Source organism: Ruegeria sp. C12, from assembly GCF_056537745.1.
Map to the genome: position 1 here is coordinate 384775 of NZ_JBQFSA010000001.1, position 15673 is coordinate 400447.

At 54.4% G+C, this 15673-nt stretch carries 13 protein-coding genes and 1 tRNA gene; 7 read left to right on the plus strand and 7 right to left on the minus strand.

Features of this window, described 5'->3' with window-relative positions:
• Window positions 1-7: 7 nt before the first annotated feature.
• The 5 genes from ACR0C9_RS01740 (at window position 8) to ACR0C9_RS01760 (ending at window position 3375) form a co-directional block, all read left to right on the plus strand.
• Entirely contained in the window at window positions 8-586 is a 579-nt protein-coding gene (locus ACR0C9_RS01740) for a Maf family protein (RefSeq protein ID WP_480780247.1), read from the plus strand.
• Window positions 583-1605, plus strand: coding sequence for a ribonuclease E/G (locus ACR0C9_RS01745; RefSeq protein ID WP_480780248.1), 1023 nt, complete (start codon window positions 583-585; stop codon window positions 1603-1605). The genes ACR0C9_RS01740 and ACR0C9_RS01745 overlap by 4 nt, the downstream gene beginning before the upstream one ends.
• Complete coding sequence (locus ACR0C9_RS01750) at window positions 1602-1784, plus strand: DNA gyrase inhibitor YacG (protein ID WP_170452396.1); 183 nt, start codon at window positions 1602-1604, stop codon at window positions 1782-1784. The genes ACR0C9_RS01745 and ACR0C9_RS01750 overlap by 4 nt, the downstream gene beginning before the upstream one ends.
• A gap of 79 nt (window positions 1785-1863) precedes the next feature.
• Window positions 1864-1938 (plus strand) — tRNA-Phe (locus tag ACR0C9_RS01755).
• A 627-nt stretch (window positions 1939-2565) separates the two neighbouring features.
• Window positions 2566-3375 (plus strand): hypothetical protein, encoded by an 810-nt coding sequence (locus ACR0C9_RS01760; protein WP_480780249.1) that lies wholly within the window; start codon window positions 2566-2568, stop codon window positions 3373-3375.
• 61 nt (window positions 3376-3436) lie between these two features.
• Here the strand turns inward: ACR0C9_RS01760 and ACR0C9_RS01765 are convergent, their stop codons facing one another.
• The 3 genes from ACR0C9_RS01765 to ACR0C9_RS01775 form a co-directional block, all read right to left on the minus strand.
• The gene (locus ACR0C9_RS01765) at window positions 3437-4255 is read right to left on the minus strand and encodes an outer membrane protein (protein WP_480780250.1); all 819 of its coding nucleotides are present in this window, start codon (window positions 4253-4255) and stop codon (window positions 3437-3439) included.
• Between the two features lie 69 nt (window positions 4256-4324).
• A complete protein-coding gene (locus ACR0C9_RS01770) occupies window positions 4325-5989 on the minus strand; it encodes a sulfatase-like hydrolase/transferase (RefSeq protein WP_480780251.1) in 1665 nt (554 codons plus the stop codon).
• An 11-nt stretch (window positions 5990-6000) separates the two neighbouring features.
• Window positions 6001-7263, minus strand: a complete 1263-nt coding sequence (locus tag ACR0C9_RS01775) for a DUF3179 domain-containing (seleno)protein (RefSeq protein WP_170452387.1) — start codon at window positions 7261-7263, stop codon at window positions 6001-6003.
• Between the two features lie 428 nt (window positions 7264-7691).
• Here ACR0C9_RS01775 and ACR0C9_RS01780 point away from each other — a divergent pair, with 428 nt between their 5' ends.
• Window positions 7692-9047, plus strand: coding sequence for a tetratricopeptide repeat protein (locus tag ACR0C9_RS01780; RefSeq protein WP_480780252.1), 1356 nt, complete (start codon window positions 7692-7694; stop codon window positions 9045-9047).
• Window positions 9048-9182: 135 nt separating this feature from the next.
• Here the strand turns inward: ACR0C9_RS01780 and ACR0C9_RS01785 are convergent, their stop codons facing one another.
• The 3 genes from ACR0C9_RS01785 to ACR0C9_RS01795 all read right to left on the minus strand — a co-directional run bounded on the left by ACR0C9_RS01785 (window position 9183) and on the right by ACR0C9_RS01795 (window position 13323).
• A complete protein-coding gene (locus ACR0C9_RS01785) occupies window positions 9183-9389 on the minus strand; it encodes a type 2 periplasmic-binding domain-containing protein (RefSeq protein WP_170452383.1) in 207 nt (68 codons plus the stop codon).
• Window positions 9390-10375: 986 nt separating this feature from the next.
• Window positions 10376-11869: a DUF1254 domain-containing protein gene (locus ACR0C9_RS01790; protein ID WP_480780253.1), complete on the minus strand. Its 1494-nt coding sequence runs from the start codon at window positions 11867-11869 to the stop codon at window positions 10376-10378.
• Between the two features lie 32 nt (window positions 11870-11901).
• Window positions 11902-13323, minus strand: a complete 1422-nt coding sequence (locus tag ACR0C9_RS01795; protein WP_170452361.1) for a DUF1214 domain-containing protein — start codon at window positions 13321-13323, stop codon at window positions 11902-11904.
• On the opposite strand from ACR0C9_RS01795, the gene ACR0C9_RS01800 reads away from it, so the two are divergent.
• Entirely contained in the window at window positions 13287-14444 is a 1158-nt protein-coding gene (locus ACR0C9_RS01800) for an AraC family transcriptional regulator (protein ID WP_480780254.1), read from the plus strand. The two genes, ACR0C9_RS01795 and ACR0C9_RS01800, sit on opposite strands and share 37 nt — an antisense overlap.
• Window positions 14445-14749: 305 nt before the next feature.
• Here the strand turns inward: ACR0C9_RS01800 and ACR0C9_RS01805 are convergent, their stop codons facing one another.
• Complete coding sequence (locus ACR0C9_RS01805; protein ID WP_480627410.1) at window positions 14750-15631, minus strand: LysR family transcriptional regulator; 882 nt, start codon at window positions 15629-15631, stop codon at window positions 14750-14752.
• Window positions 15632-15673: the final 42 nt, after the last annotated feature.

The window sequence follows — 15673 nt, forward strand, 5'->3', positions numbered from 1 at the left end:
TGCCGCAATGGCGTTTATCTTAGGATCGGGCAGCCCAAGGCGGCTGGACCTGCTGGCCCAGCTTGGCGTGCAGCCCGATGCTGTCAGACCCCCGAATATCGACGAAACGCCGCTGAAAGGGGAACTGCCGGTTCCCTATTGCAGCCGCATCGCACGCGAAAAAGTGCAGGCCGTGCAGGCCGATGCCGAGGATATCGTTCTGTGCGCGGATACCACGGTTGCTTTGGGCCGCCGCATTCTGGGAAAGCCTGAAGATGCAGGTGAGGCGGCGGCATTTCTTTTTGCCCTGTCCGGTCGGCGTCACCGCGTCATCACCTCGGTTGCCGTACGCCGTGGTGACCGTGTTCTGCAAAAGGACGTGGTTTCGCAAGTTCGGGTAAAGCGTCTGTCCGATACTGAGGTCAACGCCTACCTTGAAACAGGGGACTGGCAAGGCAAGGCTGGAGCCTATGCTATCCAAGGTCCGGCAAGTGCTTTCATCCCCTGGATTTCCGGTTCATTCACCGGCATCGTTGGTCTGCCTTTGGCCGAAACGTCGGGGCTGTTGCAAGCGATCGGTTACCCATTACATCGAGGAACGCCATGAAGGGCCGCACCATTGTTCTGGACCATATAGAAGGCCACGAAGCTGCGGCCTTGATGGTGGACGGCAAGCTGGACGACTTTCTGATCGCAGGCGACGCGCCAACCCCCGGTACGATCTACCGCGCCCGCGCGGATCGCCCGGTCAAGGGGCAGGGGGGGATGTTCCTGACCACGCCGGACGGCCCTGCGTTTCTGCGGCAGGTGAAGGGTCTGGCCCCGGGTGCCTTGGTGCTGGTTCAGGTCACGGGCTACGCAGAAAACGGCAAGGCGCTGCCGGTCACGGATCGCGTTCTGTTCAAAAGCCGCTACGCCATTGTCACACCCGATGCGCCCGGCCTGAACATCTCGCGCAGTATCAGGGACGAGGATGAGCGGGACCGGCTGCTTGAAATTGCGCATGAGATGATGGGCGACAGTCCCTACGGGCTGATCCTGCGTTCCTGTTGCGCCGGGGCCGATGCTGACGAGATTGCAGAAGACATCAGTGCCATGCTCGCACAGGCCGAACAGGTGGTGAACGATCCCGGAACAGAGCCGGAAACCCTGTGCGAAGGGGATGGTCCACATCTGCTTGCATGGCGCGACTGGACCGATCCGGCAGAAGTTGTCACCCAGACCGGCGGGTTTGAAACCCACGGCGTGCTGGACGCGCTCGAAACCGCGCGCAGTATCAAAGAGCCTTTGACCGGAGGAGGGCTCCTGTACATCGAACCCACGCGGGCACTGGTGGCAGTGGACGTAAACACCGGCTCGGACACGTCCTTGGCGGCCGGAACCAAGGCCAACTTCGCCTGTGCGAAACAATTGGCCCGCGCCTTGCGTGTGCGGGGCCTAGGCGGACAGATCACGCTGGATCTGGCCCCGATGCCCAAGAAGGACCGCCGCGGCTTCGAACAAGCCCTGCGCACCGCCTTCCGGCACGACCCCGTCGAAACAACGCTGGCAGGCTGGACCCCTCTGGGCCACTTCGAACTGCAGCGCAAAAGGGGTCGTATCCCTTTGAAAGAGGTGTGGAAATGAGCTGCCCGATCTGTGGTGAAGAGACAGTGAACCGCTTCCGCCCTTTCTGCTCGAAGCGTTGCGCGGATATTGATCTGGCCAAATGGCTCAACGGCTCATACGCGGTTCCATCGCAACGCGAAGAGGACATCGAGGCCGACATTTCCGACGCGCCCGAAGCCCTTCAGCGGCCACATTGAAAAAATGTAAAAAAGCCTCTGGACACTGCTGAACGCAAGTCATAGAACGCCTCCACCCAACGGCAAACACCGTTCCCGTGCCCGGGTAGCTCAGGGGTAGAGCAGTGGATTGAAAATCCTCGTGTCGGTGGTTCGATTCCGCCCCCGGGCACCATTTCAAAGCGGTAGGATGCTATCTTTATTCAGTCTTGCTTAAAGTTTTTTAACCACCGTGCTTCCTCCAGGGCCGGTCTAAATCCTTCTCCTGCTCACCTGTGGGTTTCTCCCTTCGGGCGGCGGTTTTGAAATGGTCCCAACCATCTATGAACGATCAAATTTAGTTGTTCGCAAGCAGACCAGATCAGAAGATGGTGCGCGGCGCCAAGCACAAAAAGAAAACCAACGGAAGAATAAACGCAGGTGTCGCGCCCGGCTTCAGGCTTCTATGCGATAGCAAACAGCTCTCCTCGACAAAACCAGCTTGATTCCGCAACGGCGTAAAGCAACTGTGTGACCAACCGACAGAACACTCGGAGAATAAGGGAATATGACTTCTGCCAACTTAACGAAGCATGGGAGCAGGTTTCGGAGACTCTTCCGATGGCTCAACCACCAGCCTGAAGTCATTCTCCACATAGGGCAGCACAAAACGGCCTCTTCTACTATTCAAAACTCCCTGCAGGGGGCTGAGCGAGCGAAGCTGTTAAGTGGCGTTCGATATTGCGAATTTTCTCGGCCAAACCACTCTTTTTTGGTCGCTTCTGCCTTTGCTGACCCGGCATGTGTTCCATACCATAAGAGTTTGAAATTTGGTTCTGGTATCCCCTATCGGTTCATGAAGGCGCACAGTGCGAAAGAACACATCAAAAACGAATTGAACACGGCGCGTGAGCAAAAGGTCCCGCTTATTCTTTCTGCTGAGGATTTTTGCGCTCTTTCTTATGAGGAATTGGCAGCCGCCAAACTATTTTTTAGCGAACTCGGAGTATCAAGGGTGCGCGTAATCGGGTACGCTCGCAGTGTAGAAAGTTGGGCAAATAGTTTTTCCCAGCAAATTATTAAACAAGGGGTGCAGACAATCGATGAGGTTTCTGAAATAGAAATCTACCCAAAGTACCGGGAGAGTTTTGAAAAATTTATTGATCTATTCGGCGTAAAAAACGTTCACATAAGTGCTTTTGACAAGTCAGCGTTGAAAAGCGGATGCATTGTTGCTGATTTTCTAAGCAAATGTGATATTTTTGGTGCCGAAATCCCTGCAATTAATAGAAACACGTCTATTAGTCTGTTTGAAGCTAAAGTTGCGTCTAAGGTAATCCCGCTTTGTCGGCAAAGGGCTAGTCGCAATTACAGCAAGTATCGACCGCTCGTGCAAAGCTACTGTAGTGAGTTTGGAGGGAGAAAGTTTTCCCTTCAACGCAAGACACTAGACAGATGCAGAGAAGCGGCATCAGACGACATCGAATGGGCCCGAGATACCTTGAAAATCGATGAGGATTTTCTTCTGGCGAAAGCAGCGGAAACACCTCGAGAAGAATACTGCGCACCAGTGCAGGATTGGGAGCTAATGCAGTTCTATCGGCACTGTCGAAATATGATGAGAGCGGGGTAATGCCTCACTCGACATTTGGCCGGGAAAAATGCCGAAACTCTGAAAGCACTGGGTCCAGAGCCTAGTTCAGAAAAATCTTAACCCCGAAATAGGGCCCGTGCTGTGTGACGTCATAGGCGAAGTCGCCAGTGTCGAGTGTATCGCTGTAATCGACGCTGAAATAACGGTAGCCAAACGTAATCGCCGTATTCTCCCAAGGCTGATAGTCAAATCCGATATTGGCCCCGACCTGAAGGTCGTTGCCTCCGGCCCCGAAGCCGCCAAGATCCAGTGAGGCGATGGTCGTCCAGCGCTCGTTGAGGCGCCACATGCCGCGGGCCCCTATGACTGGTTCGATCCAGTCCTGGTCTCCGCCAAGGGTGGGTGGGTTTGCTGGCCCGGTTGTGGTGAAATCGATCTCCTGCCGGATCGAGTTATAGCGCAGGCCGCCTTGCAGATCGACGGTGTAGCGTTGGTTGATCGCACCATAGGTTCCGTCCGCTATGCGATATGCGCCGAGGATCGCGAACCACTTCTGCCGGACATCCACGTTCACGGCTGTCGCGCGTGGGCCGGGAAGTGTCGCATCCTCTTCGATGCCCACATAATTGGCGTCGACTATAATCCCCAGATCGCCGTTCCATGCCTCGTACCGCCCGGCGGCCGCGAAATCCAGAACGCTCAGCACATCGCCGAGATCAAGGTCAATATCGGCGGAAACACCAGCAACCGTTGACGTTCCAGAGGTCCTGAGTGGCGTAAACAGATAGAAGCCCAGGGTATGTCGCCACCCTTTGTCATTCTGGCCGGGCGCGGGCAGAGATTGTGCAGATGCGCCAAAAGCAAGCAGACAGGGCAGAGCAATTGTGCTTGCGGTGCAGGCGGCTGATCTGATGGTCATGTCTCAATCTCCTTAATGTACTCTGCGGCCAGGCGGATAGTCAGTTCGTCACGAATGCAGTGCCGCTGGTCACTTGCTGACCGAGGATTGTTTGAGCAGGAAGGCCTCAACAGCGGCCTGGGTTTCGGGACGCAGGTTGTCGATGCCTTCATAAGGAACGCCGCGTGCGGGTTCGGTGTCGGGGTACATTTCCTTGCGCTTCAGATGCCGTCCGAGAATGCGTACAAATTCCTGCCCGCCCCAGGCGCCAACCTCGGTAGAGACCGGGTATTTTTCATGCGTGTCCCGGTAAACATCGAAGAAGTCAGCAAGGATTGCGCTTTCACCGGATCCTGGAATACGCAGCTTGAGCTGATCCTTGATGATCGCCTTGGGCGTTTTGACCGAATACACGATCAGGTGATCCCGCCGGCCTTTGGTTTCCCCCAAAAGCAACAGCGCAGATTGATCGACGCCATCTACCAACCGGTCCCTGGGGATACCTGCATCCGCCCCCGCAAACCGAGCCAGTGTTGTGTACAGATCAGAGACATGGACGATATCCCCGACAATCCCGTCTGCCTCGATCATGCCGGGCCAGCGGATGAAGCTGTCGACCCGGATACCGCCTTCGGACACATCGCCTTTGCCGCCCGAGAAAACCATCGGCGTGAACCCGGACTGAGGGGCGTATTTGGTGAAGTGACCGTTGTCGCCCATGACGACGACGATGGTGTTTTGGGCGATGCCAAGTGCCTCTAATTCGGCAAAGATGTCGCCCAGCCACTCATCAAGCAGTTGCATCTTGTCGACATAAAGCCCGCCGTTTGGCGATTGCGGCCCGCTGCGGCCTGCGCGTGTATTATCGAGCGGGATCAGAGGCCAGTATTGCAGGAAAAAGGGCTGATCACCGCCCGCAAGCTTGCGCAGCTGTTCCAGGGTCTGATCCTGATAGCGCTGGTTCATGTCGTCGTATTTTTCTGCTGTCCAGCGTTCGCCCGCGGTCATATGAACTTCGCGCGCGGTTCCTCCTTTTTCGGCCTCTAGCCCGGTCACCATGGCTGCCGGGTCGGGGCGAAAGAAGTTGTCCAGAACAAAGCGATCATCGAAATCCGATATCCCGACAGAGACCTGTTCCCGGATTGCGTCGTCATTGAAGATCGTGAGCTGCCCCTGCTGGTGCACCGGGAAACCGGCCCAGTCAAACCCCTGGTTATGCGGCCAGGCTTCGGGGATATCGCCCATATGCCATTTGCCGACATGCGCTGTCGCATACCCTGCACCTGACAGGACCTCGGCCAGTGTGACCTCGTCAGCGGGCAGGCCGAACCCTGCGATGTCGACGGTGGTGTCGCCCATCCCCATCCGCACCGGCAGCCGTCCGGTCATCATCGCAACACGGGTGGGTGTGCACGAAGGCTCGGTATACATGCGCACCATACGCATCGCCTGATCCGAAAAATCGTTGATGTTCGGGGTGGAATACCCGCGCACAGCATTGAGTTCGGGAATGCCCAGATCGCCGAAACCAATATCGTCAATCAATATGTTGAGGATATTCGGCGGCTTGCCTTCGTTTGTGGCCCGGAAGTCCTCTAGCAGTTGATCGACCTCGGCATTATCCGCCGCCCATTGTTCCGCGTTTTGCGCTTCGAGGATATAGTATTCGGCGTCGTGGACAATGGGTGCGTTCTGCGCTGTTGCGACGTTTGCAGCGAGACAGATGAGTGCCGAAAGGCCAATCCGTTTTTTCATTTCGGTGCTCCTCATTGGTTCTGCTCAGGTGTTTGTTCGGTTGCGGAGTCGACAGCGGACTGCGGGCGAGTGGGCTCGGTGTGCCCTGCGGTTGTGCGGTTGATGTCGGTGCCGGGGAAGAACTCGACCCAGACGTGCCAGAACATCCCGGATCGCAGGGTTTCGACCCGGTTCAGCCTGCCGCAATTTGCATTTCCGAAGAAATCGATCTCTGTCACTGGCGTGCCGCTGTCATTGTACCAGACGCCAACGCTTTCATAGGTCGGGTCATAGGACACGACGACCTCGCGACCGCCCACCGTGGCGTTGATCAGCCCGTGATGTTCGGCAATGAAATCATCGGTCCAGCACACGGCATCGTCACCAACCGTCACGCCCCAGACGTATGTCTTGTTTGGAAGGCGGTCGTCGCTGTGGCTCATGTTGTCCATGACCGGCGCGGATTCCTGATGCTGTTTTGCGATGCCCGACGAGAACACGGTTTCGGTGAACATATCGAACAGCCTTAGAAATGGGTTCGATGACGGTTTGTTCAGAAAAACCTCTCCGTCCGGGTAGGCTTTCTGAAATCCACGAAAGCTCATCCGGAAGGTTGGCCAGGGCTGCATCGCGGACTGCCCTGAGGCATCGCTGTCGAAATGGCCATAGATCTGTTGGATCGGTTCGCCACTGGTGTTGTCGCGCAGGATCAGGTTGTTGCCGTGCTGGGCCAGCACTTCCAGGTCCAGTCTTTTGCCATCGACTAAGGGCTTGTAGGCCAGACCCAGATTGGCCATCGCGCAATAGGTCATCACGATGTCGTCTCCACCCAGCCCTTTCGCATTCCCGGCCAGATGCGGGCGCATCAACTGCGCGTCGGAATGCGCGCGTGCGTGGCCATTGTTCTCGATCACCAGAACGCTTGCCGATGGATTGATGTAATCGCGCGCTTCTGAGATCGGGAAATACTGCGCGCTGTTTTGCTGATTGCGCAGGCCGATGTGGACCCAAACCCAGGGGAAGACGAACAGGAAGATGATCAGCACGGTCACGGCCGGCATGCCCAGGAAAAACAACCATCCGGGGCCACCGCCCATTAAATGGCCAATAAGCATAAGGATCAATGCTCCGATACCGGCGGCCAGATAGGCGTTTTCGTTGCGGATAAATCGGATCATGTTGTTCCGCTTCACCTTCAACACCATCTGGCTGATGTCGCCGAGGTCGCGGAAATACATGAACCCTATCGTCAACGATACGATGAGACCCGCGTAGAATAAGAGATTTGCCAGCATTTGGATCGCCTTTGCCGTGTTCTGGTTAGCCTTCGGGAGGTTTTGATCTGGACGCGAGGTAAAGGTGAATTTCGTCCTCAAGCCCCCGAAGGCTATCGATTAAATCAGAGTAGGTCGGATCACTGGCATCGCAGGGTAACAGGGCAGCCAGGCTTTCATAATCAACGCAGATTTGGGCGAACACAGTGTCCGCGCTTCGAAGGCGTCCGATTTCATTCGCCCGGTCCGGAAACAACATCGACAGTGTGTCCATAGTGATCCTCAAATCGCATGTTCCCAAGTTCTGCCCCAGCGACGAGGCGCGCTCCCCCTCCTTTCCCATCCAATATCGCTGAAATTCATTTACATATTCAGGTATCTTAACGTATGTTACGACGTAACATGTTATTTTTCAGGGGCTTATAGGTTGCCTGAAGGCTTCCAAGGCGATGTCGTTGACGAAATTGCAGACAGATCCGGGTCCTGATCCGGTTGGGTCGACTCTTTCGGATGTAGAAATCCGGCAGGCTTTGGCATCGATTCTGGAAAGCCCCGAATTTGACGGGGCAGAGCGTTTGCAGTCTTTTCTAAGCTACGTCGTCGAAAAGCTATTGACGGGGCAAGCCGAGGACATTCGCGCCAAATCAATTGCCGAGGACGTCTATGGCAGATCGCTGGACGCAGGTGGCGACCCGATGGCGGTCGTACGTGTCGACGCGGGCCGAATGCGCCGACGGCTGGCCAGTTACTACTCGAACTCCGGGAAAGAACAGCGCCTACGTATTCATGTCGATCCCGGTGGGTATGTGCCCCGGTTCGAGTTGCTGGAGCCTGAGCGAGGAAAGAAACGGAAGCGGCCGTTGCCGAGATACCTGCTGCCCGGAATGGTCGTTCTGGCGGCGCTGGGGGTTGGGGCAGTCGTCTTTTTCTCCAAGGCTGCAGACATGCCGCAATTCACCTCTGTTCAGTCCGATGACACCTTGAAACAGCAAGCGGTCAGAGAAGCGTTGTTTTCCACCAACCCCACAAAGTTGCAGGCGGTTAACCTGGCCGCCGAGGCGCGCCCGTTGATGTTTCCGGTTCTTGATCGTGAACGGCTGCACGCAGTACGTGGTATGTTTGACCGGGCTATCGCTTTGGATGAGACATATTTCGGCGGTTTCGCAGGCTCGGCCCAAGCCATGGGAATTCTGGCAATCACCGCTCCGCCCGGTGAGGAAAAACGCGACCTGCTGAACCTCGCAAGGGTGCGCGCGATCAAGGCTGTGGAACTGGCCCCTGATGAGGGGTGGAGCCACTCTGCGCTTGCTTTGGTCTCATTCGCCAATCGCGATTTTGATGCGGCACTCAACCAATCCGCGCGGGCGATCAGCCTCGCGCCGGACGACATCCATGTCACAAATTTTGACGCTTTGTTTGCGTTGTTTGGCGGCGCGTTCGAACGCGCAATTGCCTCTGCCAAGCGCGCGCAAGAAAGCGACCCGAACAATCGAAGGTTCCCATATCGAAGCGTCCTGGCCTCTGCGAGTTTCCATTTGGGGGATTTTCAGTATTCAGTGAACCAGTTCAACGAAGCGATAAGACTGGGCGACCCGGTAAGCGCAATTTCGATTGGGTATCTGGCCGCCGGATATCAAAGGTTGGGAGAACACGAACAAGCCGGTGCAACAATCCTGCTTTTGCAGGAAGCCTGGCCTGACTACCCCCTTGCGGCTTTGTTTCGGACTTTGTTTGCTGATCCGGCCCATGCCGAGGATATTCTGTCCGCATTGGACGAAATCGCGCCGTCACCTGTTGATCAATGATCCGGTAAACATGCGAGTCTGGAATTCAAACTCCGGAAGCAAGGCGCTCGTATTTTGCCAAAATCTGCTTTGCCAGAATGGAATAAGCAAAAAATCCAATCGGAAGCGGCTCGCTCGGCCGTCACATGGTTCAGGTTATGTTGTGCCTATCCAATCCAGGAACCGCGCGGTGCCGGGCTTTCTTGAACCTTCCGGCGTGATCGAGCAAAAATAACCACGCGATGTTGGGTGTTCGTAGCTGCAGGCAAGAGCCAGTGTTTCATTCGCAAGAAACTCATTGAGTATCGGACGCCAGCCGATCCCGATGCCCAAGCCTTTTTGGATCGCGCGAAGATACACCATACCGTCCGCCCGAAAAATGCGCACCTCCTCGAATACAGATCGTTGTTCCGCAAGCCAGTTCGCCTAAGCGTTCCGATGATCTCAGTTCCAGTTTCCTGCCGTAGGCGTTCAACAGATCAACGCAAATAGACAAGGCGCTTCATGAACTAGAAGGAGCGACCGCGAGGCTAGAGAAAAGACCCGACGCGCCTGCACCGTGGGCTACGATATTCGATTTTGGGACAGGAAGTGTGCAACCGATCTTTCGTCCCATTGTCGGGAGACTTGGATACACATCAGGTGGAACGGGAGGATTTCCCGTTTTTTTGCTGTACTTTCGGAAAATCATGGCTGTGCAGGCAGTTTGTAGCTAGCTAGTCTCGGCCCAAAATTCCCTGTAAACAGGGAATTTACAGGGAAAACTAATAGATTTAGGCCGTTTTCGGAGGTTTGGAGCTCGAAGTTACTCTTAAAAACAGTGGCTTGCGTGGATTTTCCCTAGATCGATTAACAGGGAATTTTTCTCTGATGATCAGGGAATTTCTTACGACTAACAGTGAAGAGGATAGGGGGAGCGGGCTAAACAAACCTGATCTGAATGTCGGAAGCCGACATTCACGTGAAGTGTAACCAACGGCTGTTGTGAGCCCACTCTGACCGATGCTGCGCGATGCCCGAATGACAACAATGCGCAGAAAGCTGACTTTGCAAAGTTTGAGTAATTTTCCTCTATTCGACGTTTAGAACCTAATGATTGGTCCGTTTGTTATCGGCCTATTTGGCGTTGCCAATATTTCACTTCCGCACCTATGCAGCGATTTGCCTTCAACCTTTCATAATCCATAGTTGAAGGTGTTCTTTAAACTGATGTTTGAACTGGTGAAATCCGGAAGCAAAAAGCACTCAACCGAGTACGAGGATCCAGAACGGTCGCAAGAGGGAAGGCGACGTTGTCAGTACACGTCGCCTTTTTCGTTGTTTTGAAACTACTCCAAGATACCGAGGATCTACTCGATTAGTGTGATCTCATCGGGCCGCCATGTTCCTTCAAACCAAGGCTCCAAAGGACCGTAGAGTCTTAGAACCGTGGACCAGGATTTTCCGGGCATTGTCTGTATCCAATTGCCCTCTTTGCCTTCTGGCGCTTCTGGCGCAAACCAAACCGTAAAACTGCCGTCCTCGTTTGCTTCCAAAGTGGGTTGGTTACTATCGACCCCTGCAAGTTTCTGGTCCGTTTCGAGAAGTGAACGGGTTTGCGTGTCGTAGACAACGAATGACCAATAGTCTTTTGCTGGCGGGTTTGGGGGAATTGTCACCGAGTAAGTTTTACCACCGTCGAAGTAGTTTCCATCGCTGTCGCGATTCGCGAGTGCGTATTGCGATCCGACCCCTACCTTTTGAGCGACCATCGCAGGCGTGATTCCTGTCGCGTAGTAGTGGAACAGAGTCCGCGCATCTAGAATTTTGACGTCACCGGCTTGGAACTCGTGATTACCCCCGACAAACGCGGTCTTCCAATACCCGTCGTCATAGTAGAAAGGTGCGCGGGATCGTGGGGCAAAGTTAAGAGATTTCGCGGCAGCAGTGCCAAGTGCCACGGCTTCGCTCAGCAAGGACTTCAGTTCATCATCAAGTTCAAAAGGCTCTCCCTTGCGAATCCCTATCGAGAACATAGCGCCCATCAACTCTTCCGGCAGCGCACCTTCGGCTTCGCTATCGACGACGGCTTTCATTTCATCGAAAAAGCTGAAATCGTTTGCGTGGATTGTGTTGAACTGTTTGTCCGTTAGATTCACGAACTCTTGCTCTGGTGGGTTCTCTCTGTCTTCCCAGCGATAGACACGCAAAGTTTCTTTGACCCGGTTTACCGCCGCTTCAACACCGTCATCCCCGTAGAACGCACGAAGCAAAAACCAGTTACGATAGCTTGGTGGCTGAACGATAAAATAGCCCTCTTCCGGCAAATCCCCTTCGAATCCGGGAGGCACGATCAGAAATTTTCCGCCTTTGCCTTCGTCAGGGCCAGCATTACCGATATCGGTGACGTATCGCATGTATGCGTCGTTCACGAAACCCAGCATACCTTCGGGCACTTCATATACCACCGGACCTTCGGAGAGATCGGTACAGTTCAATATATAAATTGTTGTCGTGTTGGGTGTCAGCAGTAGCGAACGCGCGTTATACAAGTCTTCAAAGATGCCGATTTTCATCGGATCAACACCAGCGCCTTCTTCAAGACCATGACACATCGCATAGGTCGATGCGGCGGGCATACCATCCATGAAAATCTGCATACCCCGCACGAAGTTAAGCGCGTTGTACGACAACTTCGCGGTTTCTGGCGTTGGAAGTCCATCGAAATACTCCAACGCACCAAAACGTGTTTCCACCGTGTCCGGCACAATGATGCTGTCGGGGACGTTCGCACTGTATTCCTGTGCTAAGGCCGGGATCGCAAGAGACAATGCGGCTACACCTGCGAACATCAGTCTTTTCATACCGTTTTCTCCTAGTGGGATAAGTCTACTATTCAATTCACTTTTTCCAGATCGGGTAGTTTCCAACCGCTTTCTATCCAGCCTTCAGCTGGTCCATAGAGACGAAAAAGCAAGAAAAAGTCCTCGCCGGTCGGAATCCAATTGCTTTCCAGCCCATCCGGAGCAATTGGGCCGAAATACACGTCAGCCGAGCCATCTTCGTTAACCTGCATGTCAGGGAGGTCAGGCGTCGCCAATCCCACCCGCTCCTTGCCTTTTACAAAGCCCTTAGTTTTCATGCTGTATACAATGACGGACCAAAAATCCTCGGCGGGCGTGTCTGATGGAACTGTCAGTTTGTAGGTATCTTCACCGTTGAGCATGGCGCCATCACTGTCGGTTAAACCTGTCAGGTAGAACGTGCCTCCACCGAGCTTTTTGGGCAGGTAAGTGATCCAAGAATATGACCCGCCCGCGCGGTCGTCGATCAAAACCATATCTGTCGTAACATAGGGAAATCCGGCTTCCGGCTGGCCTTCGGCGAATGCCCAGACACCCCATTGGCGATCTTCCCACAAAGGCACGACAGAGCGCGTTATGAAGTGTTCTTGCATCGTATCGTAGGCACATTGGAGACCATCCAGCATGGCCGCTTGTGTCTCCTCGTCTGGTTCAAAAGGATGGCCTCGCACAATGCCCAGAGACGCCAGCATCGCCATCATTACCTTGTCTTGCTCCAAAACAGGCTCGCGCTGAATGACCGCATTCAGATCAGTGAAGAAAGTCATGTCGTATACAGGCAGCGTGTTGATGGGGTTCTCTTTTACGTCGATGAACCGTGTTGCCGGAGGATTGTCCGCATCCGACAAGGCATAGACTCGGAGCGTTTGGGCATATGCGGCCTGGTCTGCGCTTGTGCCGCCATCTTTTGCAACTGGACGGAAAGCAAAATGAACGCCATAGCTGTTGGACTGGTGAACGTAGTACCCGTCTGACGGTACGTCTCCGTCGTAACCAGGCGGCAGGATGAGGTATTTGCCACCTTCCCCCGCATCTTCGCCTGTCGTTCCGACGTCTGCCAGCGGGACTTGCCAGGCATTCACGATGGTTCCAAAGAAGGCCGCCTTATCACCGGCAGGGGGCACATCAATGACTACAGGCTCGTCAACAGTGATTCCGCCGCCGAATACATAGGGCGTGACATCGTTGGCCGTTAGAAAGCCGTGGCGACTGTCCATCGGCTCGCTCATATAGGCGATAACGCCCCGATCAGCGCCGGCATCGCGCTGGATTGCAAGTTCGATGTCATAAACGCCGACCGCCGGCATGCCCCAAATCGCAGCTTCACACGCGCGACGTTCGATCAGGTTCCGTTGTGCGTCTGACATCTCGGCGCTTGCGCTGATGGGTAAAAACAGGATCGCAGCGGTGGCCCAAGTTGAAAGGCATCCAATTCTGGGAACGTTATTCGACATTGCTTTCTCCACGTATGCTTGGATGTGAATTTATTGCACAAAGCCAAACGGGATGCGTATCATTTCACGACAGCGGACTTGTAGAAGCGAGACAATCTGGCATGAGCTTACCCCCAATGATTTCGGCGAAAGCACTTGGAGCAATGCCGCAGTTTGTCTTGGATGTGGCGGGGGAGAGAAGGCTTATCGCCGCGATGAGGGCAGCCGAACTGTCGTATAAATTCGTGGATGCACGTTCCGGCTATATTTCGGCTCATTCGCTGGCGACGTTCATACACGAAGCGGCTCGGTCAACCGGGCTACAGAACATCGGTCTTTTTTGGTCTCCTCACCTGACTGTCGCAGAGTACGGCGCATGGGGGCGCTATGTTCTTTCGGCCCCGAACTTGGGTGCGGCCCTCAATCGTGCTTCTTTTGTGATGCCGCTTCACTCGTCCACAGATAGGGCATGGTTGGAAAGCCCTGGATCACCCGCCAGGTATTGTTACGATTTTGGTATTAAATCTCACCGCGCCTATCCCGATGTCGGCTTCTCCGCGATAGGAGTCATTCTTAGTATTTTTAAAGCTTATCTCGGAGCGAATTGGACGCCGCGTGCCGTTCTGTTGAATTTCCACAAAGTGACGAACGCGAACGAAGCTGAAGATGTGTTTAGGTGCCCGGTTATTTGGGACGCGCCGCGGTTGGGGATCGAGTTTGATAGGTGTTGTTTGCAAGCCGGCCGCTCAAGTCGACTCAACACCGAAAGTCCAACCACAGTCGAAGACATAGCTAGGGAGCGTCTAGGTGGACCTCCTGAGACGCTTTCTGAACGTGTTGCAGAACTCGCGCGCCAGCAACTTCATGGTGATGCGGTTTCGATAGACTCAATTGCGCGTTCTCTAGATGTAGGTGTGCGAACCCTTCAGCGCAGGCTTGAAGCGGAGGGCGGACGTTATCGTAATATTATCAATAGAGTCCGCATAGAACGCGCGACTGAACTTTTGGCTTTACCAACGGAAGCGGTATCTGACATCGCTACCGCACTGGGATATGAAACGTCCAATAACTTTAGCCGGTCATTTAAAAGGCAAATGGGCATTTCACCCACCGAATTCAGAAGCACTCTTTATCGCAAATAAAATTGGACACAGAGTTCTCGATTAGAAGGTCTTGTATGGGCTGCCACCCGTCACTGATGGAAGAAGAAGGAAAGGGCAACTTCGAGCATCGTTGCCCGACGTCGTAAGCGGCACGAAATAGTCGCATCGCCGCCCCATTATTCAACCCTTTAAGCAATCATCGCCGCCAGGTTATCAAGCGCCTTCTTGTAGTTTAATCCAAAAGCGCCCTTTAACCGCACGACCAAGTTTTTTTTAGCGTCACTTTGTTCGCCTATCAAAAGTGGGTGCTCGTGAAACAAATCTGAACGCAATCTTTGACGAACCTACGCTCTGATTTCGGCCTTCATGAATTCAACAAAGGCCTTCACGCGCGGTTTGCGAAAAGCTGAGGGCAAATGGACACTTTGGATCGGGAGCGTGCGGGAGCGGATTCCAGAGAACAGCTCGACCAACCGCCCTGTTTCCAGGTCATCCCCGAGGAATACATCGGGGCAGATAAAGATACCCCGCCCTGCGCGTGTCGGCACGAGACAGGCAGGAGGGCTATTGGCGAGAAACGGCCCGGATACGGGCACTTGTATGGTTTGGCCTTCGACCTGAAACGGCCAGCGGTTCGGGTCGGGGTTGTTCGCATCCCTTATGCAGATGTGTTCGGAAAGCTCGGCAGGATGTGAAGGCGTGCCATGCTCTGCAAGATAGGCCGGTGCAGCCACGACCTTCATATGCGTCTCGCCCAGCTTGCGGACAATCAGGCTTGAATCATCAAGGTTCCCAATCCTGATTGCAATGTCAAAGCCACCCTTGGCCAGATCAGCATAGTGATCTGACAGGTCCAACTCGACCGTGACACTCGGATGTTTTTCAACAAAACGAGTTGCGGCTACCGCCACCGCGGTGTCGCCATAGGTGAGGGGTGCCGCAACGCGAATTACACCTTTCAAACCACCTGAAGTATCGAATTCGGCTTCCAGCTGTTCAAGCTCGGCAAGAACACGTCGCGCCCCTTCCAGGTACTTTTCTCCTTCGTGAGACAGAGACATTGAGCGCGTGTTACGGTGAAGGAGCGTCATGCCAAGCAGGTTTTCGAGCCCGGCGACACGCTTGCTCACCAATTTGTTCGAAATCCCCAAGCGCTGCCCAGCGGCAGCGAAGGAACCAGTTTCCACGACAGCCACAAAGCTTCGCATTCCATCAACCCGGTCCAATCATTTATCTCCAGAGTGGCGATACATACTCTCAATTATCGC